The organism is Achromobacter agilis, assembly GCF_900496965.1.
GTDB lineage: Bacteria > Pseudomonadota > Gammaproteobacteria > Burkholderiales > Burkholderiaceae_B > Achromobacter > Achromobacter agilis.
Window position 1 is genome coordinate 50,598 of the sequence record NZ_UFQB01000016.1, and the last position, 22,352, is coordinate 72,949.

29 protein-coding genes and 3 tRNA genes are annotated in these 22,352 nt (G+C 61.4%); 28 read left to right on the top strand and 4 right to left on the bottom strand.

The features are described from left to right. Nucleotides 1–3: 3 nt before the first annotated feature. A complete protein-coding gene (locus tag AGI3411_RS30265) occupies nt 4–495 on the bottom strand; it encodes a hypothetical protein (protein ID WP_043544063.1) in 492 nt (163 codons plus the stop codon). Nucleotides 496–734: 239 nt separating this feature from the next. Between AGI3411_RS30265 and AGI3411_RS18535 the strand changes: the two genes are divergently transcribed. From AGI3411_RS18535 to AGI3411_RS18545, 4 genes are all read left to right on the top strand, one after another. Continuing rightward, the gene (locus AGI3411_RS18535; protein WP_129528815.1) at nt 735–935 is read left to right on the top strand and encodes a hypothetical protein; all 201 of its coding nucleotides are present in this window, start codon (nt 735–737) and stop codon (nt 933–935) included. Between the two features lie 111 nt (nt 936–1,046). Then, nucleotides 1,047–1,364, top strand: a complete 318-nt coding sequence (locus AGI3411_RS30140; protein ID WP_165359207.1) for a hypothetical protein — start codon at nt 1,047–1,049, stop codon at nt 1,362–1,364. A 10-nt stretch (nt 1,365–1,374) separates the two neighbouring features. Next, nucleotides 1,375–2,337 (top strand): replication protein, encoded by a 963-nt coding sequence (locus AGI3411_RS18540; RefSeq protein WP_165359208.1) that lies wholly within the window; start codon nt 1,375–1,377, stop codon nt 2,335–2,337. After that, entirely contained in the window at nt 2,334–4,061 is a 1,728-nt protein-coding gene (locus AGI3411_RS18545) for a toprim domain-containing protein (protein ID WP_052097086.1), read from the top strand. The genes AGI3411_RS18540 and AGI3411_RS18545 overlap by 4 nt, the downstream gene beginning before the upstream one ends. A 32-nt stretch (nt 4,062–4,093) precedes the next feature. Here the strand turns inward: AGI3411_RS18545 and AGI3411_RS18550 are convergent, their stop codons facing one another. Then, nucleotides 4,094–4,360: a hypothetical protein gene (locus AGI3411_RS18550; protein WP_043544056.1), complete on the bottom strand. Its 267-nt coding sequence runs from the start codon at nt 4,358–4,360 to the stop codon at nt 4,094–4,096. Nucleotides 4,361–4,584: 224 nt separating this feature from the next. On the opposite strand from AGI3411_RS18550, the gene AGI3411_RS18555 reads away from it, so the two are divergent. The 8 genes from AGI3411_RS18555 (at nt 4,585) to AGI3411_RS18585 (ending at nt 7,565) form a co-directional block, all read left to right on the top strand. Then, nucleotides 4,585–4,956 carry a hypothetical protein gene (locus AGI3411_RS18555; RefSeq protein ID WP_129528817.1) on the top strand — a complete coding sequence of 124 codons (372 nt, stop codon included), beginning with the start codon at nt 4,585–4,587 and terminating at the stop codon, nt 4,954–4,956. After that, nucleotides 4,953–5,543 (top strand): hypothetical protein, encoded by a 591-nt coding sequence (locus AGI3411_RS18560; protein WP_043544053.1) that lies wholly within the window; start codon nt 4,953–4,955, stop codon nt 5,541–5,543. The genes AGI3411_RS18555 and AGI3411_RS18560 overlap by 4 nt, the downstream gene beginning before the upstream one ends. A gap of 627 nt (nt 5,544–6,170) precedes the next feature. After that, nucleotides 6,171–6,377 carry a cold-shock protein gene (locus AGI3411_RS18565; RefSeq protein ID WP_043544052.1) on the top strand — a complete coding sequence of 69 codons (207 nt, stop codon included), beginning with the start codon at nt 6,171–6,173 and terminating at the stop codon, nt 6,375–6,377. A gap of 36 nt (nt 6,378–6,413) precedes the next feature. After that, the gene (locus AGI3411_RS30400) at nt 6,414–6,671 is read left to right on the top strand and encodes a hypothetical protein (RefSeq protein ID WP_129528818.1); all 258 of its coding nucleotides are present in this window, start codon (nt 6,414–6,416) and stop codon (nt 6,669–6,671) included. Nucleotides 6,672–6,740: 69 nt separating this feature from the next. Beyond that, entirely contained in the window at nt 6,741–6,974 is a 234-nt protein-coding gene (locus AGI3411_RS18575; protein WP_043544050.1) for a hypothetical protein, read from the top strand. Nucleotides 6,975–7,044: 70 nt separating this feature from the next. Beyond that, nucleotides 7,045–7,160, top strand: a tRNA-OTHER gene (locus AGI3411_RS30145). Between the two features lie 3 nt (nt 7,161–7,163). Then, nucleotides 7,164–7,236, top strand: a tRNA-Gly gene (locus tag AGI3411_RS18580). A 254-nt stretch (nt 7,237–7,490) separates the two neighbouring features. Next, nucleotides 7,491–7,565: transfer RNA gene (locus AGI3411_RS18585), tRNA-Met, on the top strand. Here the strand turns inward: AGI3411_RS18585 and AGI3411_RS18590 are convergent. After that, entirely contained in the window at nt 7,566–7,844 is a 279-nt protein-coding gene (locus AGI3411_RS18590; protein WP_129528819.1) for a BrnA antitoxin family protein, read from the bottom strand. Further along, nucleotides 7,831–8,097 (bottom strand): BrnT family toxin, encoded by a 267-nt coding sequence (locus AGI3411_RS18595; protein WP_043544044.1) that lies wholly within the window; start codon nt 8,095–8,097, stop codon nt 7,831–7,833. Before AGI3411_RS18595 ends, AGI3411_RS18590 begins: the two co-directional genes overlap by 14 nt. A gap of 452 nt (nt 8,098–8,549) precedes the next feature. Between AGI3411_RS18595 and AGI3411_RS18600 the strand changes: the two genes are divergently transcribed. The 16 genes from AGI3411_RS18600 to AGI3411_RS18675 all read left to right on the top strand — a co-directional run bounded on the left by AGI3411_RS18600 (nt 8,550) and on the right by AGI3411_RS18675 (nt 22,347). After that, the gene (locus AGI3411_RS18600) at nt 8,550–9,338 is read left to right on the top strand and encodes a hypothetical protein (protein ID WP_129528820.1); all 789 of its coding nucleotides are present in this window, start codon (nt 8,550–8,552) and stop codon (nt 9,336–9,338) included. Then, nucleotides 9,335–9,832, top strand: coding sequence for a terminase small subunit (locus AGI3411_RS18605; protein WP_129528821.1), 498 nt, complete (start codon nt 9,335–9,337; stop codon nt 9,830–9,832). Before AGI3411_RS18600 ends, AGI3411_RS18605 begins: the two co-directional genes overlap by 4 nt. A 77-nt stretch (nt 9,833–9,909) precedes the next feature. Further along, nucleotides 9,910–11,898: a phage terminase large subunit family protein gene (locus AGI3411_RS18610; protein WP_129528822.1), complete on the top strand. Its 1,989-nt coding sequence runs from the start codon at nt 9,910–9,912 to the stop codon at nt 11,896–11,898. 31 nt (nt 11,899–11,929) lie between these two features. Continuing rightward, on the top strand, nt 11,930–12,136 hold the full coding sequence (locus AGI3411_RS18615) for a phage head-tail joining protein (RefSeq protein WP_129528823.1): 207 nt from the start codon (nt 11,930–11,932) through the stop codon (nt 12,134–12,136). Continuing rightward, complete coding sequence (locus AGI3411_RS18620; protein ID WP_129528824.1) at nt 12,133–13,653, top strand: phage portal protein; 1,521 nt, start codon at nt 12,133–12,135, stop codon at nt 13,651–13,653. Before AGI3411_RS18615 ends, AGI3411_RS18620 begins: the two co-directional genes overlap by 4 nt. An 11-nt stretch (nt 13,654–13,664) precedes the next feature. Continuing rightward, nucleotides 13,665–14,741, top strand: a complete 1,077-nt coding sequence (locus AGI3411_RS18625) for a head maturation protease, ClpP-related (RefSeq protein ID WP_165359210.1) — start codon at nt 13,665–13,667, stop codon at nt 14,739–14,741. A gap of 11 nt (nt 14,742–14,752) precedes the next feature. After that, entirely contained in the window at nt 14,753–15,103 is a 351-nt protein-coding gene (locus AGI3411_RS18630) for a head decoration protein (RefSeq protein ID WP_129528826.1), read from the top strand. Nucleotides 15,104–15,178: 75 nt separating this feature from the next. Beyond that, on the top strand, nt 15,179–16,180 hold the full coding sequence (locus AGI3411_RS18635) for a major capsid protein (protein WP_129528827.1): 1,002 nt from the start codon (nt 15,179–15,181) through the stop codon (nt 16,178–16,180). 22 nt (nt 16,181–16,202) lie between these two features. Beyond that, complete coding sequence (locus tag AGI3411_RS18640; RefSeq protein WP_129528828.1) at nt 16,203–16,490, top strand: head-tail joining protein; 288 nt, start codon at nt 16,203–16,205, stop codon at nt 16,488–16,490. Beyond that, nucleotides 16,487–16,906 carry a hypothetical protein gene (locus AGI3411_RS18645; RefSeq protein ID WP_129528829.1) on the top strand — a complete coding sequence of 140 codons (420 nt, stop codon included), beginning with the start codon at nt 16,487–16,489 and terminating at the stop codon, nt 16,904–16,906. The genes AGI3411_RS18640 and AGI3411_RS18645 overlap by 4 nt, the downstream gene beginning before the upstream one ends. A 15-nt stretch (nt 16,907–16,921) precedes the next feature. Next, nucleotides 16,922–17,116 carry a hypothetical protein gene (locus AGI3411_RS18650; RefSeq protein ID WP_129528830.1) on the top strand — a complete coding sequence of 65 codons (195 nt, stop codon included), beginning with the start codon at nt 16,922–16,924 and terminating at the stop codon, nt 17,114–17,116. 54 nt (nt 17,117–17,170) lie between these two features. Next, nucleotides 17,171–18,106, top strand: a complete 936-nt coding sequence (locus tag AGI3411_RS18655) for a phage tail tube protein (RefSeq protein WP_129528831.1) — start codon at nt 17,171–17,173, stop codon at nt 18,104–18,106. Nucleotides 18,107–18,189: 83 nt separating this feature from the next. Next, on the top strand, nt 18,190–18,600 hold the full coding sequence (locus tag AGI3411_RS18660) for a hypothetical protein (RefSeq protein WP_129528832.1): 411 nt from the start codon (nt 18,190–18,192) through the stop codon (nt 18,598–18,600). Between the two features lie 68 nt (nt 18,601–18,668). Continuing rightward, on the top strand, nt 18,669–18,986 hold the full coding sequence (locus AGI3411_RS18665) for a DUF1799 domain-containing protein (protein ID WP_165359211.1): 318 nt from the start codon (nt 18,669–18,671) through the stop codon (nt 18,984–18,986). A gap of 20 nt (nt 18,987–19,006) precedes the next feature. Then, nucleotides 19,007–22,006, top strand: coding sequence for a phage tail tape measure protein (locus tag AGI3411_RS18670; RefSeq protein ID WP_129528834.1), 3,000 nt, complete (start codon nt 19,007–19,009; stop codon nt 22,004–22,006). After that, on the top strand, nt 22,006–22,347 hold the full coding sequence (locus AGI3411_RS18675; protein ID WP_129528835.1) for a phage tail protein: 342 nt from the start codon (nt 22,006–22,008) through the stop codon (nt 22,345–22,347). The genes AGI3411_RS18670 and AGI3411_RS18675 overlap by 1 nt, the downstream gene beginning before the upstream one ends. Nucleotides 22,348–22,352: the final 5 nt, after the last annotated feature.

Below are 22,352 nucleotides of genomic sequence, written 5' to 3' on the forward strand. Positions count from 1 at the left end.
ACGTTAGGCAATCCAGCAGGCCAATCGGCCAAGGAATGGAACGTCGACCACCCAATCGTCAAATCCGTTCGTGCGCAGATTGGCATTGTGGGCTGGGATAGCCAGCGCGGTGATCGTGTCAGGGCCATTCGCCTGAAGGCGCCGCAATTCGCGGTCGATCTCGGCCAAAGTCATCTCAGGGGCCCGCGCGGCCAAGTCACCGAATTTCTCTCGTTGGACAGCGCAACGGACAGCCTTTTGCGCGGGTCGGATCTCTCGCTCGAGGTATGCCGCGGCAGCGATTACGCCGCCGATTACTCCGGCAATCACCCCCCGGCCGCCTGCGACCGCCGCCACTGCTGCCGAGCCGCCGACCATGTTGATCAACGAAAAGACACTATCGATTCGCCGATAAAAGCGCTCGTTCATGTCGTTGAACGTCACGCCGTAGAGGACATCAAGGACCGCCTCGGCGTGGTTCCTTTCAACGGTCGTTATGGCCTGCTTGGTAGTCATTCCGCATCCTTTGAGGTTGAGGCTGCGGCGTCGGATTGCGCCGCGGGGGTGCCTGATTTCTCTTTTCCATGGTCAGTCCCTTGTGAGCAGGTTGGGGGTGTAGGAGCCAACATTCTGTCACAAGTGGACTCGACCGCCCATATCGAGTCGGAGGATGTGGCCGAAGTGCACATCCCCGGCGTCACCACCACGCCGCCGGCACCGGGTGCCGTCCGCATCGGCCCGGAGGACGTGTAGCCATGAACACGGCAGTTTCCATCTTGATCCTAATGGCCGCGTTCACGTGGCTGCTGATGCTGATCGTCGGTTACTGCGTGGGCCTCTGGCTTCTGTGGCGCCGGCGCGGCATGCGCAAGTGGATTGCCGATTTCGATCGAGGTCTGGAGCGCGAAGAACGCACCCGGGTCAACTTTCAACGCCGCCACCGGCTCAGGCCGTAGGCGGATAACGGTGTGCACACGGCTAGGGTAGCTCCCGAAGAGATGGACTCCTCCACCCATCCTGCCGAAGTGCCTTCTTTGTGGAGTGATGGAGGTTCTATGGCCCCTCGCATGATCGTGCCTTTGCTGCGCTACACGGACGCACGTGGCACGGAACGGGAAATTTCCCTGGTGCAGCACCAGCCCGACCAGCCGCCCAGGATCGTCAGCGGCTCAGGCCCCGACGCGCTCGATGTGCCGCTGTCGGCCTTGTTCGGCGTTCAGATCACGCACGATCCCATCCGCCAACTGATCGGTGATGGGCCGGAGTTCGCAGAACTGCCCGCCGACCGAGTACGTGAGGCCGCTGCCCTGGCACTACGGGCGCTGCCCGCGTCCGCAGGCTGCTTCCGCGTTGTGTGGATACCCGACGACGGATTGCCGTTCTGAGGCGCACACATTGACACACGACAACACGTCGCCGCAGGTCGAGGACGGCCATACGCGCATCGCAAACGAGCTCCTTGAGGGCTTGTGCCGTGCCGGCCTTTCAGCGCGCCAGTGGGCCGTTGTGATGGCCGTGGTTCGCAAAACCTATGGGTATGGAAAGAAGGCTGACGACATCAGCCTGGGACAACTCTCATCTATGACTGGCATCGCCAAGCCCCACGTCAGCCGTGCTGTAAACGACCTCATTGCCGCAGGCGTCCTACGCCGGACGGCCGGCACATTCAGCAACTCGCTGTCCCTCAACAAGCGCTACAAACAATGGACGCTTGGGGGCGCTGCTCAAACCGTTACGGATTCGGTTGCGCAGGGGTTACCGAAAGAGCAACGGGGGTTACCGGAACAGCAACCCCTTGATGGGGTTACCGAAACGGCAACCCAAGTTACTGATTCGGTAACCACTACTGGGGTTACTGATTTGGTCACTGGGGTTACTGATTCGGTAAGGGTTACCGATTCGGTCACGCAGGGGTTACCGATTCGGGAACCACAAAAGGAAACTATACAAAAGAAAGAAAAACCCTTGTCGGGCAAGCCCGACTCGGCGGCTCATCCCGAAGCCGAAAGCGACGCCGCCAAGACCATCATCGCCCATCTCAACGAGGTGACTGGATCGGCGTTTAAGCCCGTAGAGTCCAACCTCCGCCTCGTGCGCGGCAGACTCGGCGAGGGCTACACCGCGGAGGAAATTCGCGCGGTGATCGACGCCAAGCGCGCCGAGTGGTTCGGAAATCCGCGTTGGGGGAAGTACCTGCGGCCTGCGACCTTGTTCAACGCGACGAACTTCGCGCAGTACGCGGGGCAGCTGAGCAACGTCGTGATGCCCGAGGATGGGCGCGTCGATCTGGGCAATGGTCGCTATCGGCTCAATGGCCGAATTTTCGGCGCTGATGGCCGTCCGGAGGTGGTGCTGTGAAGACCTTCGATGACTTCGGGATCGACCTGCGGGGCCGCACGGGCGTGGAGGTCAAGACCACGTGCCCGAAATGCTCGCCCAGTCGCCGGAAGAAAAACTATCCGTGCCTGTCGGTCAACACCGAGAAGGGCCTGTGGAACTGCCACCACTGTGGTTGGGGCGGGTCGCTGGGCCACGGCGAAGAGCGCCGGCCCGAGGCTCCGAAGATCTACCGCAGGCCGGACTACGTGCTGAACCGCACCGATCTGCCCCAGGCCGTCGTGGACTACTTCGCCGGGCGCGGGATCAGCCAGGGCACGCTGCTGCGCAATTGCATCGGCTACGGCTCACAGTACTTCCCACAGGTCGAAGAGGAACGCACCTGCGTGATGTTCCCGTACTTGGACGGCGACGAGGTGATCAACGTCAAGTACCGCACCGGCGACAAACTGTTCCGTCTGGCCTCGGGGGCGCAGCGCGTGCTGTACGGCTTGAACGATGTGGATGCAGTCCTGATCTGGGTCGAAGGCGAGATGGACAAGTTGTCGGTGGAGGAGGGCGGTTTCAAAAACTGCGTCTCGGTGCCCGATGGCGCGCCCACGCCGGACACGAAGAACTACGACAGCAAATTCGATTTCCTGGATTGCGAGCAGTTGGCCAGCGTCCGCGAACACATCATCGCTGTGGACGACGACGCGCCGGGCCGGCGCCTTCAGGAAGAGTTGGTTCGCCGCCTCGGTCGCGATAAGTGCCTGATCGTGACCTGGCCAGAAGGCTGCAAAGACGCAAACGACGTGCTGATCAAGCTTGGCCCCGAAGCCTTGCAGAAGTGTATTGAAGACGCACAGCCGGTGCCGATCGAGGGAACGTACTCCGTGACGGACTTCCGCTCGGAAATTCTGCGCCGCTACGAGGGTGAGGTCAGGCGCGGTGTGTCGACCGGCTGGCCCGGCATGGACGGGCACTATACGGTGCTGGAAGGGGAGTGGACCCTGGTGACCGGCATCCCCGGCCATGGCAAATCCGAATGGCTGGATGCCCTGGCTGTCCATCTTGCGCAGCAGCATGGTTGGAATTTCGGAATGTTCTCGCCCGAGAACTTCCCTGCGGACTATCACAGCGAGAAGCTGATGGAGAAGTTCATCGGCAAGCCGTTTGCGGCGGGGCCGAACGACCGTATGGACGTGGCGGAGTTGGACAGGGCAATGGATTTCTTGGCCGACCACTTCACTTTCATGATGCCGGAGTCGCCCAGCCTTGATGCGCTGCTGGAACAGGCTAGCCGGTTGGTGACCCGCAAGGGCATCCGCGGGTTGATCATGGACCCGTGGAACGAGATCGAACACGGGCGGACCGCCGGACAGACGGAGACGGACTATATCTCCCTAGCTTTGTCCAAAATCCGCAAGTTCTGCTGGGCGCACGGCGTGCACACATGGGTCGTGGCGCACCCGGCGAAGCTCTACAAGGACAAGGATTCGGGCGACTACCCGATCCCCACGCCATACGACGTGTCAGGTTCCGCGCATTGGCGCAACAAGGCCGACAACTGCATCACTGTGTACCGGCACGTCAAGGACGAGAACAAGCCGGTGGAGATCCATATTCAGAAAATCCGCAAGAAGTTCGTCGGTCGCGTGGGTATGGTGGAACTGCAGTATGACCGGGTGACAGGTCAGTACCGCGATTATGCGCATTTCACGCGGGCGCCCATCTACTCGCTGCAAAACCGGGGATCGGCGTGATGACTGTTCTGCCATATCGGACGGTCGTCAATCTAGAAACGAGAATGCTTGCCGAACGGCACCTCTTCGTCACTCGGCTTTTCAAACGCCGCGGTATCCCCGTTCAGATCCGCGACATGGATCTGCGCAAGGCGAGTCGCTTCGTCGATAGCGATTTGTGCGGAAGGGTAGCGCTCCTCGATGGCGATGCGTTCGCCGGCAGTTCCATCTGTGCCCGGAATCAACGTGTAGCCAATGCGCCAGTGCCCGTCATCCTGGAAAGGGCGTTCTATCTGGAAGTCCCATTTTGCTTTTTCCATAGCATCTCCTGGTCGGGCCTTCATGCTACTGCGGTCAATCCGGCCCTGAAAAATCTGCGGGTATTCGCCTGATGGCGATTGCCTGCCGCAATACATCGTCCCCGCTTGCCGGAGGACGTTGCGCTTCACCGAGAGCACTGTTCACGACGGCTCTGCGGTTGAGCTTGTGGCGCGCTTGCTGCGCGTCCCTCCCTACAACCCTGGAATCGTTTGAGGACTTGATCATGCTCGATCACAACGACCCCGAAACTTGGCTGGAGCTCCCTGTTGAGGAGGCAGCCGGCGCGATCATCGCGCGAACGCATCAAATCGCGGACCCGATCTATGACACAGGCATGACGTATGCACCGTGCCGCTGCTGGCGTTGCCGTGGGGGCGTGGCGCTTGCGGACCGCGCCACCCTTGACCGTCTGCTGGCCAAACACCTGATGACGCTGAGCGAGTCCGAGCGCGGCCAATGGATGCTGTTGTGGGCCGGGCACCCGCGCCACGATGCTGACGCGCGCGAGCAGCTGAACACCTGGCTGCGCATAGCGGGTGGCAGCAATGAACCGGCGCCCTTGTATCCCGTCTACGCGATGCCGGAGGAAGCATGACCGAACGCAATGCGCCGTTTCCGCGGCTCGCCGTGGCCTTGGCCTACGCATTCAGCGAAGAACGGCATACCCTGAACCGGCCGGCTGTGGCCCGTGCGGCAGACATGCGCTTGGGCGAGCCGGGACCCCTTGCGGGCGTCGATGGATGCGCCGAAATCGCCCAGGTCCGCCAGTTCCTGGAGCGCGGCTTGGAGCCATTGCACTTGGCTGTGCTTTGGGCGCGCTATGGACAACGCAAAGTTTGTTGCAAGCATTGCCAGTCCGAGGGTGACCATCCGGGCTGGGTGGGCGCTTTGCAAAGGATCGCGGTAGCGCTGGGCGCGCATCTTTCGATGCGTACCGCACATAGCGCGCTCCTGCACGCTCTTGTACGTCGGTACTACGACAGAGGCAGTGTACGCACCTTGCAAGCGATCGCTGACGAGTACGCTTGCAACGTTCGAAGCGTGGAAAGGGCTAGCGCTAAGGCCAACGAATGGCTGCGCGGCGCACGAGAGAAGAAGGGTGCGGAACCGATCTACGGTATCGAGCAAGCGGCGCATGCCGCTGCAGAAATGCTGCTGCGCGGCGGGGGGTTTATCCCGTAGCGCTTCCTCGCCGCATCCCATGGCAAAAAACAGCGTCCTGGACCGGGAGGCCATTTCATGGAGTCGAACAAATGAAAATGTACGAAGTCGAGGTTTCGATCATGGGCGGAAACATCTATATCACGTAGCAGGACAGCGGCAGTGACGATCCCAATACAGTAGTGATCACAGCAGACCAAGCTGACTTTGTCGCTGCAGGGATAAAAGGAGCTGCAGCGAGCCTGCGGAAGGTGGAAGTCTAGCCGCACCAAGATGATCCTTGACGGTGCGGAAAACCACCGCCATAATTAGCAATAACGGATTTCCTAAGAAGTCCGTCCCGCAAAACCCGTTACGCGAAAGCTGGCGGGTTTTTTTGCGCGCAATGCTCGTAGTGTGGCTTGATTAGAGGTTCTGCTCCGAATTCGGACAGACACAGCGACATGCGTGCCATGTTCCAAGTCTGCTCTGGCGCTAAATGGAAACGCTGGTTGACTTTCTGGGCGGGTGCGCCCATAGTGAATTAGCGGCTTTTCGAGCATCGCGATTTTCGTCCGGTTTTGCGCCCTCAAGGGTGCTTCATTGTTCGCAGTCCTTTCCTTGACTAGCTCCCTTTCGGGCGATGCCCGCGATTTAAGGAGTAGAAGAATGGAAACCGGAATTGTTAAGTGGTTCAATGACGCAAAGGGCTTTGGATTCATCATGCCTGAGAACGGCGGCAAGGACCTATTTGCTCATTTCTCTGAGATAGTCAGCGACGATGGCCACAAGGTTTTAGTTGAAAACCAACGCGTCAGCTACGTTTCGGCGCCAGGCGCCAAAGGCCCACAGGCTACGCAAATTCGCGCGTTGTGAAACAGAGCCCTAGGTAAGTGAAAGATAGGAGGGCTTATGTTTCACAACAACATGATCTACAAAGGGTATCGTCTAACGGCAAACGTCTCCCGTATATCGGTTGGGAGAAGCCGTCGGCCAGCGTTCACAGCCACTGTGGCACTGGACGTCATTGCGGATCAACATGGGTTGAACGTACCCGAAGAAGTGCCGCTGTTTGCGTCAGGAGGGTTTGTTTCAAACCCTGTAATGGCCGTAGATGCTGCTATAAATCATGGGCGTCATCTGGTCGATGCTCATGTGCGACCTTCCTGAGCAACATTCGCTAGATTGCCCACGCGTGAAAGTGGACGGTATTTTTCACATGTGTCGAAAGGCGGCGCAATGCTGATTCAGCAAATGAGCAGGTACGATCTGGCAAATCGGCTGCGCGAGATGGCAGATGCGATAGAGCGAAACATACTCATTCATTGGGCCACGCTTGAGATGAGCGCGATGTCTGCTGGGGAGTTTGCGTCGGGTGAATGCCCCGGGGCTGAAGGGCAAATGCAAGGTCCAACAATGCCAGAGAGCTTGGCCGAGCAAACTATTACGATCAGGCTGACACGCGAAAACTGAGTGCTTTGCCTGCCTAAACCACAGTGCTAGATCTGAATCCGCCAAGCGCAAGCTGGCGGTTTTTTCTTTTTGCGCGGTGCCCGAGATGCCGAAAGGGCTGGACGAAGGGTGAGGCCGCTACAGACTCTCCAGTGGGGCGCGCACCCAATACTGGGGAGTCCCTGGGTTCGAATCCCAGCCGCGCAACCTGCGGGCATGCTCAAGGTGAGCCGCCGGCCTTCCAAGCCGCGCAGCGAGGGTTCGATTCCCTCTGTCCGCTCCATTCCAGGACCGCCAACAAAAAAGCCCCGAATGATTTCTCATTCGAGGCTTGGTGACCGGTGCTGATCTCCGGCATCTGACAATCCGTCTGGACTCGAACCAGCAACGCGGGTCGAACTGCCAGGTGGCCAGGGGAATTCCACCCCCAAACCCAGTACTGCGGTCCTTCGCGCATCAGCCTGCGCATTCACCAATTACGATGGTACATCAACCAAAAGCCCCGATACGGATTCTCCGGTCGGGGCTTTTCATTTTCGCGGCGTAGCGCAGTAGCAGCGCGCCGGGTTCATACCCCGGAGGTCGCAGGTTCGATTCCTGCCGCCGCAACCATCAGCGAGGTGCGTGCGTCTTCAGCCAGTCCCGCAGGGCCGCATCTACGCGCGTCTGCCAGCCATTGCCCGTAGCGCGGAAGCTCTCCAGCACGTCGGGCGACAAGCGGATGGTGATACGTTCCTTCGTGACTTCAGCCTTAGGCCGGCCGATCTTCTTCATGTGCTTCAGATCAGCAGCGCCCAGTTCATAGGTGTCAGTATCGGCAGCAATGCCGCGGCTGATGGCTTCGTCCTCTTCGCGGGTGGGGACAATGGTCCCCGGCTTAAGCTTCGGCATAAAGATTCACCTCTCTCGAATTTGCCTTGCGCAGGCTGATGATGCGCCGTTCGTTGTTGCGGTCCACGTACACCACGCAATACAGGCGCACATCGATATAGCCCAGGGCGATCATGCGGCGCTCGCCGTACTCGCGGCGCATGTCTTCACGCACCAGGGCGTCATCCCATTCGAACTCTTCGGCTTCGGCCAGCGAAACGCCATGCTTGCGCTGGTTGCTCAGGTCTTTGGCGGCGTCGAATGTGATGTCCATGTAGTTATTGTATGTACATTAAGTCGATTCCGCAAGGACTTTTTGTGCATACGTTTATCTGTTTACCTTCTCGCTACCGCGGACCGGACGCTGGACATGGCGTGTGGGATTCGGCCATCGCGGTCGGGTGGTGTGCAATAGGTTGCACCCGCCATCGGCGCGTGCACGGGACGGGCTTACAGGGCGTAAGCCTTACACCGTATAAGCGCGAAAACGGCGCAGAAGCATGGCGGAAAAAAAGCCGATACGGCGAGGGCTTAAGCCGGGGGCCCCTAGGAAAATCGGTCCGGTAAGGGTAATTCGAACCCCGAACGCTCGCTAGTCACGGGCGCGCTAAGGGGGGTAATAATAATTTCGGCCTCCCATCCAGGATTCATGCCGGTTTCCGGCCGGCGACGCGTGCATTTCGCTGGGCATTTTCCCTCTGCGGAGGGCTTATATATGGGGGCCTTATGAAGCTGCGTCACCACTCGTCGATCAGCGAGGGCGTGGATTTCTTCGGCCAGGCCCAGCGCCAGTTGCCATACGCCACGTCGCTGGCTTTGAACCGGGTTGGGCAGCACATCCTGGATGCATTGGCGCGGGTCACGGGCGAAGTGTTCGACCGGCCCACGCCGTACACGATGCGCGCCTTGCGGTTGGCCCGGGCCACCAAGGACAACCTGGTGGCCACCGTCGATTACCGCGACGGCGCCGGCAAGGGCCTTTCTGCTGACAAGTACTTGCCGCCCCAGGTACTGGGCGGCGGCCGCCGATACAAGCGCTCCGAGAGGGCCCTTTCTCGGGTTGGATTGCCTGCCGGCGCCTATACGGTGCCGGCGGCGGCCGCCGAGATCGACGCCTACGGCAACATGTCGCGTGGTCAGATCGTGCGATTGCTGTCCTACCTGCAGGCCTTCGGCGAGCAGGGCTATCGGGCGAACTCTACGCCCCGCAGCCGCGCGCGAACGGCGAAGGTGGGAAGGACGGCTGAAGGCTACAAACGCGTCAACGGCGTGCAGTACTTCGTTTCCCGCGGCAAGGGGTCTATGTCTGGCAACCGCGAGCAGCGGCTGCCCGCCGGCGTGTGGCAGAAGACCGGCACGCATGGCGCCGATATGAAGCCGGTTCTATTGGCGGTGGCCCAGCCTTCGTATACGCAGCGATTCCCCTTCTACGAAACGGCCGAGGCGGTCTACAGCGAACGCTACGACGCCGAGTTTTCCACCGCCTTAGACCTGGCCCTGTCCACCGCACGATGATCGACCTTGAGAAGAAGACGACCCAGGCCCGGTTCGGGCAACTGGTCGGTATCACACAGCCTGCGGTAAGCGGCTTGCTCATGCGCGGTGTCATGGTCGCGGGCGACACGCTGGGCAATTGGCTGCTTTCGTACTGCGGGCACATACGTGACATTGCGGCTGGCCGCCAAGCAGGGGAGGACGCCAGAACGCTGGATCCGGCTGAGGAAAAGGCGCGGCTGTATGCCGCGCAGGCGGACAAGATTGAGATGGAGAACGCGGTCGCGCGCGGCGAGCTTGCCCCAGTCAGCGTGCTGGAAGATGTGCTGACGCGGGCCGGAACTAAGGTCAGCGCCGCGATGGATGCGATTCCGACGGCGTTGAAGCGCCGGCTGCCGAATCTGACTGATGCGGATTTGACCATTGTGCGGCGCGAGCTTGCCAAGGCCCGCAATGCGGTTGCATCCCTGTCGCTGGAAGACCTGGAGGCTGACGAAGAGAACGAGGGTGAGTAATGCTCGTAGAGTCCAATCGCGCCGCGGTCGCGCGCGCGCTGAGACGCGGGCTTGCATCCTTCGCCGCTCCGGAGCCCATGACGCTGCGCGAATGGGCCGAGCGCCATTTCTATCTTTCGGCTGAATCGTCCTATGTCGAGCAGCGCTGGGAGGCCTGGCCGTTTCAGCGGGCCATTCTCGCCTGCGTCGGCAGCGACGACGTGCACGAGGTCGACGTAATCAAGTCGGCGCGCGTCGGCTACACCAAGATCCTGTTGGCCGCCGTCGGCTATTTCGCTGAGCACAAGCGGCGAAATCAGGCGCTGTGGCAGCCGACTGACAGCGCGCGCGACGAGTTCGTCAAGACTGAGCTGGAGCCGATGCTTCGGGATGTGACGGCCATGCATCCGATCTTCCCGACACGGCTGGCGCGGCACAAAGACAACACGCTGCTGGTGAAGAAGTTTCGCGGCAGCGTGCTGCATCTTCGCGGTGGTCGGTCGGGCGACAACTACCGGCGACTATCCATCGGCGTGGCGTACCTGGACGAGTTCAGCTCGTTCGATTCGAACATCGACGGCGAAGGCGACCCCGGCCAGCTGGCAGCCAAGCGCCTCGAAGGCGCAACGTTCCCGAAGATGGTGGTTGGATCCACTCCGAAGTTGAAAGAGACCTGCCTGATGGACAAGCGCGCAGCCGGTGCCGATGCGCGATATGACTATCACATCTCCTGCCCCCACTGCGACGAGCATCATGCACTGACCTGGGGAGGCAAGGACGAACCGCACGGGTTCAAGTGGGTCGACGGCGATCCCGAATCGGTGAAGCACCTATGTCCGCACTGCGGTTGCCTTATCACCCAGAGCGAATACCTGGAGGCATCGGAATCCGGATTCTGGTATGGCTCGGACGGCACCACTATCGACCGCGACGGAGTTTTCCGTAATGCGGCTGGCGAGGTAATACCGGCTCATCGACGTGTCGCCTTCCACGTGTGGACTGCGTACAGCCCCATGGTCAGCTGGGCCAAGCTGGTCCGCGAGTTCCAGGAGGCCTACGCCAAGGCAAAGCTGGGCGATGACGAGCCCCTGAAGACATTCTGGAATACCACCCTGGGCCAGGCCTGGGAGGGCGAGGTCGAGAAGATCGAGGCGGACGAGCTGAAACGCCGGGCAGAGATTGAGGCCTACCGCCTTCCAGGCTTGGCCGAGAACCTCGTTCCGATGGGCTGCACGTTGTTGCTCGCAGGTTGCGACACCCAGGGTAATCGGGTGGAGGTTGGTGTCTGGGGATTCGGTCGTGGCGGAGAAATGTGGACTGTGGATCACCAGATATTCCACGGAAATCCGGCGGAGGACGAGGTCTGGTCCAACGTGGCAGCATACCTGTTCGAGCGGCGCTTCCAGCATGAAGGCGGCCAGCAGATGAGCATCTACGCCACGGCCATTGACAGTGGTGGCCACCATTCGAATGCGGTTTACGACTTTGCGCGCCGCAACAAGACGCGCCGGGTCTTTGCCGTCCGCGGTCGCCCCTTCGGCGAGAAGGCCATCAAGGATGGAGCCGGCCAGGTGGATATCGACTGGCGAGGGAAGCGGATCAAGAAGGGCGTGATCCTGTGGCACGTCGGCACGAACCTTGCCAAGGATCTGCTGCACAGCCGTCTCGCTATCGAGACGCCGGGCCCAGGCTATGTCCACCTTTCCGAGGATATGTCGGACGAGTGGTTCCGCCAGTTCTCAGGCGAGGCGCGAGTATCGCGGAAGACTGCTACGGGCGTTCGAACGCTGTGGACGGCGCTGCGCAAGCGCGTCGAAGCACTGGACTGCGCGGTGTATGCGCTATGGGTGGCGGAGCATCTGAGCTTGTCTCGCAAGACGGACGCCTGGTGGGACGCCATGGCGGAAAAGCTCGATGCATTACCGCCACCGCGGGACGAGGAGGCTGACCCGCCGCCACGATCAGCGAAACGGCCAGCCACGCCGGCGAAGACTGCGCCAGCAGCACCAGCGGCGCGTGCCGTTTCGGCCGTCAAGCCGGCGCGCCGGCGAGTTGCGGCTTCCAGCTACCTCAGGGGGCGCCGGTAGGCCGCAGAACAGAAACCAATAAGGCAAGGTCATGGCATATACCCAGGCGGACCTGGAAAGGCTGGATCGCGCGATAGCGAACAGCCAATTGGAGGTCCAGTACGACGGCAAGCGCGTGCGCTTTCGCAGTACGGACGAATTGATGCGCGCCCGCGCCCATGTGGAGCGGGAACTCAGCAAAGGAAAAGGTCGTCCGCGACAGTTCCGGCTGCGCAGTGCTGGCAAGGGGATCCGATGAGCTATTCGAAACGTCGTGGATCCAACCTCTTGGTGCCGCGTCGGCTGAGCGCGCAGATGAGCAGCAGCTACGAAAGTGGCAGCGCCACGGGCAGCCGGGCTCGAAACTGGAATCCCTCGGGAGCAGGGCCGAATGCGGCGGCCACCCACAATCTAGGCCTGCAGCGCCGTCGCGCGCGGGATGCCGTGCGCAACGATCCGTGGGCGCTGACCGCGACGACACGCTGGGTATCGAACGTAATCGGAACGGGAATTCAGCCATATCCGCAACACCCGGATCCGAAGGTTCGCCTCCTCCTTAAGGAGTTGTGGGCCGACTGGGTTCCGGAATCTGATGCGGATGGAAAGCTGGACTTCTACGGACAGTCCGCACTAGCTTGCCGAGCGATTTTCCAGGACGGTGAGATCCTGGGGCGCTTGCGAATTCGGCGTCCGCAAGACCGCCTTTCTGTGCCGCTGCAATTGCAGTTGATCGAAGGGGATCAGCTGCCGATTGAAAGGTCATTCTCTCTCCCGAACGGAGGTGAAGTCATCAACGGCGTGGAGTTCGATGCCATCGGACGGCGCACCTTCTTTCACATGTGGCGTCGCCATCCAGGCGAGTACAGACGAAACGTCACGGATCAGGACATTGTTCGGGTTCCTGCGGAACAGGTCCTCCACGCCTATCCGGTGCTGCGGCCCGGCCAGGTGCGCGGGGTCACCGCTCTGGCAACCGTGTTGCTACGGCTGAAATCCATCGACAACTTGGACGATGCCGTGATGTACCGGCAAGAGGTTTCAAACCTCTTCGCTGGCTTCATCACCAAGCTCGACCCAGACGCCGATCCGAATAATCCGCTTACGGGTGAGACCGATGGGTACGAGATCGATGACGATGGCACGCCATTGGTCTCCATGGAGCCCGGCACCATGCAGGAACTCGCGCCTGGCGAGTCTGTGACCTTTTCTTCGCCTCCGGATGCTGGCGACAACTACGAGGGGTTCATGCGGCAGCAACTGATGGGGGCGTTCGCTTCCGTCGGCGTGCCCTATGAAATTGCGACAGGTGATCTGCGCGGTATCAGCGACCGGACGCTGCGGGTGGTGGTCAACGAGTTCCATAGACTCATCGAGCAGTACCAGTGGCATTGCGTGATTCACCAATTTTGTCGACCGGTTTGGGCCGCTTGGATTGACGCCCTAGCACTTTCGGGTGCGATTCCTATGCCCGACTTTCACCGCCGCCGGCGTGAATGGCTGCGCGTGCTGTGGGTGCCGCAAGGATGGCCGTACTTCAACCCCGTGCAGGACGTGCAGGCCGACAAGGAGCTGGTGCGAAGCGGGTTCGCTAGTCGGTCCTCAATCATCCTCAAGAAGGGCGACGATCCAGACCACGTTGCGGCCGAGATCCGCGCCGATAACGAAGCGGCCGACGCCGAGGGGTTTGTGTTCGATAGCGACCCTCGGCATACGACCAGCGCCGGTAAGGCGGCGGGATCGGATGGGGGCGGTGGCCCCGACCCTCTCAATCAATGAATGGAGCCAATATGGCAAAGAAGGCTTGGTATTCGATCACCGTCAACGCGCAAGCGGATAGGCCCGTGGTCGAGATTCGCATTTATGGCGAAATTGGATTCTGGGGAACTACGGCCGAAGCATTCGTCGCAGAACTGGACGCAGCAGCGGCAGGTGGTGCCGACATCTTGGTGTCGCTGAACAGCCCAGGGGGTGACGTTTTCGACGCCTTTGCAATCTACAACGCGCTTCTCCGGTACGCCAGTCGGGTAACCACGCGGGTGGATGGCGTCGCTGCCTCCGCGGCCTCATTGATCGCGATGGCCGGCAAGCCGACGATCATGCCCGAGAATACGCAGATGATGATCCACAACGCTTGGATCATCACTGGGGGTACGGCCGAGGATCTGCGCACTACCGCCGAAATGATGGATCGGATCCGAGACGGTGTGGTGGCAGCCTACTCCCGTAAGAGTGGGTTGGACAGTGACAGGATCATCGAAATGATGGACGCGACCACGTGGATGTCCGCGCTCGAGGCGCAGGCATTGGGATTTTGCGACCTGATCGAGGAGCCCGTTCGCCTGCAGATGTCGGATAGTGCAGCGGCTGTGCTGCAAAAGCACAAGAATCTGCCCGACGACGTGAAAGCCATGCTCAAGTCCCTGGAAGAGGATGAGCCCGAGCCCACACCGGATCCGAAGCCCGAGCCCGCTCCGGCTCCGGCTCCTCCAGCGGATGTGCCGACGGCATCTGCGCTGGCCGCCCGCGTCTACGCATTCTGCCGGCAAGAGGGGATTGCGGACCTGGCGGAAGGTGTGCTGCTCAGCGGTGCGCTGGATAGTCTTGAACTGGCGGATCAACGGGTTACGCAAGCGAAAGAGATTGCCGGCATCTGTCTGGCAGCAAAGCTTCCAGAGAAAGCCGCCGGTTTCGTGTCTGCGGGCCTCACGGTAGACCAGGCGCGTGCGCGCCTGTTCGAGCGTGTCGTGGCCGATGCGGGCGACCCTATCAATAACCGACCTCCCACCAATTCATCGGCCCCGAAGCAGAGCGGGCCGAATCCCCTGGCGATCTACGCCAAACGAAAAGCCCTCTCTGCCACCTAGGAGTCAGCACCATGCCCTTCATCAATCAACAGGCCCGAACGGCCGATTTCATCCTCTCCGAAGCCAACGGCCAGCGTTCGCGCGAAAACGCGATCTTGGCTGCCACCCTCGTCACCCTGGCTGCTGGGCAATTGCTCACGCTTGGCGACGACGGTAAGTACGTCGCCTACGCCGGCCCGGGGGCGGACCCCGATGCACCGATCACCGCTGACGCCGTGCTGTACGGCAATGCCCCGGTGTCCGACGATGATCAGCAGATCGTCGTCATCGCGCGTGACGCGGAACTGGCGGGCGAGCTGCTCGTCGGTTTGGATGCGCCGGCTCGCGTAGCCCTGCAGTCGGCCGGCATCATCGTCCGCTGATCCCACCAACACAACTCCACCTTTCCAACATTCGCGGCCGCCTTCGGGCGGCCGTTTCTATTTCTGGAGCCTGACATGGCCGATATCAATATCTTCCAAGACGAGAAATTCACGGTTTCCGCCTTGACCGCCGCCATCAACGAGCTGGAGAGCATTCCGGGCCGCATCGGCAAGCTCGGCCTTTACGCGGAAGAGGGCGTTTCCACCACCGTGGTGCAAATCGAATACGACGGCCAGAAGCTGGGCCTGGTGTCTGCCAAGCCTCGTGGCGGCGTCGGCCAATCGGTCGTCCTGGCCGGACGCAAGCTGATTCCGTTCAACACCGTGCACTTGCCGCAACGTTCCACGATGCTGGCCGACGAAATCCAGGGCATCCGCGCATTCGGGAGCCAATCGGAGCTGGAATCGGCCGAGGCGCGGGTCGCCAAGTACCAGAAGAAACACCGCCAGCAACTCGATCTGACGCACGAATATCAGCGCGTGGGCGGCATCAAGGGGCAGATCCTGGATGCCGATGGCACGTCGGTGTTGCTCGACGTTTACCATTCCTTCGGCATCGTCCAGCAGGAATTCCCGATGGAGCTCACGAGCGCAACCACCCTCGTTCGTCAGAAATCGGACGATGTCGTGGATCTGGTCGAGGATGCCCTGGGCGCGACCCCGGCCAGCGGCGTTCGCGCGCTGTGCGGCAAGGACTTCTGGAAGACGCTGATCAACCACAAGAGCGTGCGCGAGACGTACCTGAATACCGCGCAAGCAGCCGAGCTGCGGGGCAAGCCGGCCGATTCCTTCGAGATCGGCGGCATTACCTACGAACGCTACCGCGGAAAGCTGGGGGGGACCCCCTTCATCGACGACGAGGTTGCCTACGCCTTTCCCGACGGCGTGCCCGAGTTTTTCATCACGCGCTTCGCGCCGGCCGACTATATGGAAACCGTCAACACTGACGGCCTGCCGTACTACACGCGGGTCGAGCCGCTGCCGTTCGGGAAGGGGCTCGAGATCGAAAGCCAGTCCAATCCGCTGCACCTGCCGACCCGGCCCAAGGCCATCATCAAGCTGAAGATGGGCGCCTAAAGCCATGGAATGGGATAACTCCGTGTTCGACGAAGCCTTCGATGCGGTGGGTCTGCGCGAGCCGGCGTTGCTGCTGGATACGGAGCCTCCCGTTCCATTCAAGGTTCGGTTCGACCGCCCGCAGGTCATCGACGAAGGGGAGCTGGTGCACTCGACCGACTACGAGATCGAGTACACCACTGCCGATGTCCCCGACCTTACGTACCACAGCCAGGTGGAAGTCGAGGGCGTCCGCTACCGAGTTCGCCAGGAGCCGACCGCGGTAGGCGACGGCTTCTGGTCGCGCGCGATGCTGGAGCAGCTTCCATGACTACGCTGGCAATGCAATACGTCGTGGACCTGCGTGCCGCCCTCAAGGCGGCACCCGGATTCCCCGCCGAGGTCGAGCCATCGCCTGTACGTGCAATCTCCAGGGAGGCACCGATGGTGATCTCCGTGCAGTTGGGTGGGGAGTCCGTGGAGAGCGTTCACCCGCCACGGGCCACCCGCGTACGCGAGATCCACCTCCTTGTTCACACCGCAGGCGATGACCATCAGGCCCTGGCCGAGATGGTGTTCGAGCAGGCCCACCCGGTCGTCATGGCATACGCCGGCCCCAATGTGGTCGAGGTTGCCGAGTTCGGTACCGATGAGCCCAAGTACGTCAACGGCGACCTGCGGCGGCAGGTTGTGAACAAGCGATACCGGATCACCTATCAGACCGACGAGCACGCGCTGGACCGGTGACTTCCTGGAGAAAACATGAGCAAAACCAAGACGGTGGCCACCGATGGCAAGGGCGCGCCTGTCGAGAGCACATCGGCTGCGCCGGCGCCCGAGTTCGCTTCCCCCGACGAACACCACGGCCGCGGCGGCACCTATCTGCGCGATCCGGTCACCGGCGAACGTGTCTTGGTCCAGCGGACTGCGCCCTGCGCTAATTGCCAGGCCCGGTAGGGCTGGCGCTTCACAATCAGGCCCCGCCGGGGCCGTCATTCTTTGGAGCCCATGATGGCTAAGAAAACCCGAAAGTCCGTTGTGCTGGCGAAGCCGCAGGCCTCCGGCGGAACCGACGCCCAACCGGCAGGCGCCACCGACGCCGTGTTGGTACGAAACCTGACTGCAACGCCGTTGTCGGCCGAGTTCGTCGAGCGTGAACTGCTGCGGCCTTACATGGGCAATTCCGGTCAGGTCGCCGTCACGCAGTACGCGCAACTGGAATTCGAGGTCGAACTGGCAGGTTCGGGCACGCCCGGTACTCCGCCGGGGTGGGGCCAACTCTTGCGTGCCTGCGGCTTCGCCGAAACTGTCACTGAAGATACCGACGTTCGCTATCTGCCCATCTCGGACGATTTCGAGCTGATCACGCTGCACTACTTCCTGGACGGGTTGTTCCACAAGATCGTAGATGCCCGTGGGACAGTGGCGTTTGATCTGACCGCCAAGAGCATCCCGGTCTTGCGATATCGCTTCATGGGCGCCTACCTGCCGATCACCGACGGGCCGATGCCGGCGGGCGTGGATTTCAGCGCCTTCCAGATCCCGAAGGCGGTCAACAAAGCGAATACCCCGGTTTGGTCCCTTGGTGCTTACACGGGCTGCTTGCAGTCCATGTCGTTCGATATCGCGAACCAACTGGTATGGCGCACGCTCATCGGGTGCGAGGGAGCCGAGATCACGGACCGCAAGCCGACCGGCAAGCTGGTCCTGGAGCTGCCGCGCATCGCCGATTTGAACTGGCCGACCATGGTGCTGTCCGGTGCGGGTTCCCCGCTCTCGGTTACCCATGGCGTGGCCGTGGGCCACATCGTGCAGATCAATGCGAACGCCGCCCAACTGACCAACCCGACGTACTCCGACCAGGACGGCGTGGCGATGCTCAACCTGGATATGAATATCAACCCCGGCGCCGTCGGCAACGACGAGCTGGAGATCGTCGTCAAGTAGCAGCTCGCCGCATCGGCATCCATTCCTCACTTATCCCATTGCGCCCGGCCTATGACGGGCGTTTCTCATTCTGGAGAGCATTCATGTCTTTCGTCGTTACGCGTCGCCCCATTGCTGCCATCGAAGTGGACGTTAGCGTCCACGGAACGGATGGCAAGCCCGTCGCAATCAATTTCGTCGCGCAATATCACCGCCATTCTCCGGAGCAATTGGCCGATTTGCGGGACGGCATGGCGAACAATGTCCGCGCGGCCCGGGACTTGTCCCTCATCGTCCGCAAGGACGGCAGAGTGCCCGCCTACTCCTACGCCAGCGATATCGACTTCATCAAGGAAAAGATGGCCGGCTGGCTCGGCGTCAAAGATGCGTCCGGCGATTCGGTTCCCTTCAGCGCGGGATCGCTGGATCAGGTGCTAGAGGATTGGCCGGAACTAGTCATTCCCCTGCACAGCGGATTCTTCGCGGCCCATGAGGGGGCCAAGCAAAAAAACTAATCGAGGCCGCCAGGTACTGGGCCGGCGGGGCTCGCTCATCGGGCGATGAATTCGATGCCGACGATCAGGTGCTGGCGGCACTGAGGGCGGCCGGTGCGTCGCCGGAAGTCATCGAAGCGGCCCGGCCGGCTGGTGAGTCCCAGGCGCAGGCCTTCGAGATCTGGCCAGAGAACTGGGCGACGTTCGAAGCGTTTCTGGCGCTTGGGCGGTGCTGGACCTGGGTCGCACCCGCAATGGGCGATCCGGTTCGGGTTGGCATCGCATCGGCAGAAATCGAGTCCACGCTGCGCTTGCTACGGGTGAAGCGGCGCGCGCGCCGCGAGATGTTTATGGAGCTCAGGGCGATGGAGCAGGCCGCCATTGAGGTCTTTGAGAACAAGGGATAGGCGCAACGCCGGAAATCAAAATGACGGAAAAGACTCTTGGCGTTCGGCTTACCGGCGACGAGGCGGACCTGCTGCGCGCGTTCGGCGCAGGCAGCGCCGCTTCGGCTCAATTTGCCGCCACGACGGAAACCTCGCTAGGCCGGGCCGCCGCTGCCGCCGAGCGCATGGGCGCGTCCTCGTCCCAAATGTCGGTCTCGGTGAACGCAGCCTCCGCTGGCGCGCAGGCATACGCGGTGGCCGGGGATCGCTTCCTGCAGAGCCTGGAGCGCCAGGCGCAGGCAATTGGAAAGACCCGCTCCGAACTGCTGGAGTTGCGCGCTGCGGAACTTGGTGTTGCCGGCCGGGCCGCGCCGATGATTAATCAGCTGAAGGCCCAGGAAGCTGCGCTGAACAGCGGGGCCGAAGGCTTGAACCGCTACGGGATGTCTGCGAAGCAGATGGACGCGGCCATGCGCGGCGTGCCGGCGCAGCTCACCGACATCTTCGTATCGCTCCAGGGCGGGCAGCAGCCGATGACCGTCCTGCTGCAGCAGGGCGGACAGTTGAAGGACATGTTCCACGGCATCGCGCCAGCAGCGCAAGCCCTGGGCTCCACGCTGTTGAAGCTGATTACGCCCTACACGGCTTTGGCTGCCGCTGCGGTCGCGGTTGGAGTTGCGGCATACCAGGGGCATGAAGAGACTGAACGATTCAACCGGACGATCAGGCTCACCGGAAACTACGCAGGTGTCACCGCGGGCGGCATCCGCGAGATGTCGGCGGCGGTCGCGCAGTTGGGCGGTGGTGGCCTGGGTAAGGCCCGCCAAGCGGTGGAATCGCTGGTTGCCACCGGTCAGATCTCAAAAGACACGATCTCCAGCTTGGGCGCCACGATGGTGGAGCTGCAGCGGGTGTCCGGCCAGTCCATGGATGACATTTCCAAGGACTTCGCGCGAATGCCGGAGGGCGTTACGAAGTGGGCGGAAGAGCACAACCGTTCCATGAACTTCATGTCGCTCGCCCAGTGGGACTACATCCGCACGCTGGAGGAGACCGGCAACCGCGAAGCTGCGATGCAGGCAACGTCACGAGCCTTGCATGACTACCTAGGTACAGAGGCACCTCAGAAACTGGGTTTCCTCGAGCGCGCATGGAAGGGGGCCAAGCAGGAGGCCGAGGGCTATTGGGAGGTGCTGAAGTCCATTGGTCGCGATGCGACACTGGGCGATGAGATCCGAGAGGTCGAAGAGCGGATTGCGAGGAGAGAACAGAAGCTTGCCCGGCGTGGGGGGAGTGGGCCGAATCGAGAAAAGATTGAGCTGAATCTTGCCGCTGATCGTGCCGAACTCGCGTCGCTTCAAGAGAAAAAGGCCGCTGAAGACGCGGCCGCTCAAGCGAAGGGGGCCAACGCTGCTTCGCAGGCGGCGTCGATTGCGGCTGCCAAGGCGCTTGATGATTTTGATACGGCGGCAAGCAAAGAGCGTCAGCTGAAGAAGGCGCTGCAGGAGAATGCCCGCCACGAGGCGAGCATTCGGGCGGTGAACCCAAATGACGAGCGGATCTCTGACGCGGCCATCAAGGCGCGTGATGCCGCGACCCGAAAAAGGTTCGAAGACAAGGACGCCAGTTCGGCAGGCCAGAATGGCATTTCCGCCCAGTTGGCTGCGATGCAGGCGCAGGCGCGGCTGCGGGAAGAGGCGTTACGCCAGGAAAACACGCGCCTGGAAGGCGAACGCGCCCGCGGTCTGCTGTCGGAAGAACAGTTCATCCACAAGCGCGCGGAAGCGCAGCGCGCTGCCTTGCAGGACGAACTCGAGGTCGTGCGAAAGCAGGCCGAGATCGCCGGCGGTAAGAAGCAGCTGGGCGAGCGGGAGCGATACCTCGGCCGGGTAAAGGAGCTTGAGGCCCAGATCGTGCGATCGCACGAGCAAGAGGCCACGGACATCGAGAAATATCAGGCGAAGATCCGCGGGGCTCTGCGGGCCACTCAGCTCGATATCCAGAACTACCGTGAAACGCGCGATCTGCAGGCCGGCCGGCAGATTAACGCGATGACCCTGGGCGCGAACGACCGCGCGCTGGTCGATTCGATCAATCAGGCGCAAGACCGTTTTCGGCGTATCCGTGATGGTTTCACGGACAAGATGCTGCGCGAGGGTGGGGCGGGCGCGCTGGACTCCGAGCAATACCTGCAAGGGATTGCTCAGATCGATGCGGCGATGCTGGAGCAGGTCGAGCGAGAGCGCGGCTATATGCAGCAGCGCGTTGCTCTGCAGGCCGATTGGAAGAACGGCGCGCTGCTGGCCGTCAATGAATGGGTCGATGGCGCTGCCAATCTGATGGGCCAGTCCCAACAGGTTTTTTCATCCCTCTTTTCAGGGATGGAGAACCTGGTCGCCAACTTCGCAATCTCGGGTAAGGCCAATTTTGCCGAGTTTACCCGGAGCGTCCTGACCGATTTGGCAAAGATTGCCGCGCGCCAAGCCATGATGGGGCTTGTCACCAGCGTTGCCGGAAGCCTCTTCGGCCTTGGGTCAGGAGCTGCCGCTGGAACGGAGGCTATGGCCAGCAGCGTTCAGGCTGCTGGAGGGGATGGCATTGGATCCCTGATCGCTTCGAACGGTTGGGTGGCGAACGCAAAAGGGAACGTCTACTCGTCGCCCAGTTTGTCCGCCTATTCGAACGGGGTCTATGACACACCGCGGGTTTTCGCTTTCGCGAAGGGCGCCGGTATGTTCGCGGAGGCAGGCCCCGAAGCAATCATGCCGCTCACTCGTGCTTCAGACGGAAGTCTGGGTGTTCGGGCAGTGTTGCCCAATTTTTCTCAGCAACCTAACGGCGGCACCGGGTCTGGGTCCGGCGCACCTGTGCAAGTCGCTATCTACCTTCAGCAAGGAGAAGGCCCGCGCACGGAAGCGCCTGCGGGCCTAGAGCAATTCGGCAAGGAAATCGGCGAGTTCGTCGACCAGCGGTTCGCGCGGCTCCTCGCGCGTTCGCACAAGGCTGGCGGGACTTCCTGGAATCGACTTAACGGTAGGTGATGGGAGTGGAAATTTTCTCTTGGTGTCCGCGAAAAAACCCCAAAGGAGATGTCCGATTCCGTGGGCTGAGGGCGCAGTTTGGCGACGGTTTTGCCCAGGATGCGGAGGACGGCATCAACTCCAGGACAGAAGCGTGGCCCTTGGAGTTCTTTGGAACAGAGGCGGAGATCTTGCCAATCAAGGACTTTCTAGACCGCCATGGCACGTGGAAGGGGTTTTTATGGACCCCGCCCTTGGGTCAGCAGGCGGTCTTTTCCATGGAACAGGGCTATAGCCCTGTGCCTTTGGGCGGTGGCTGGTTCACGTTGTCAGTCACGTTCAAGCAGAAATCCAAACCCTGAGCGCT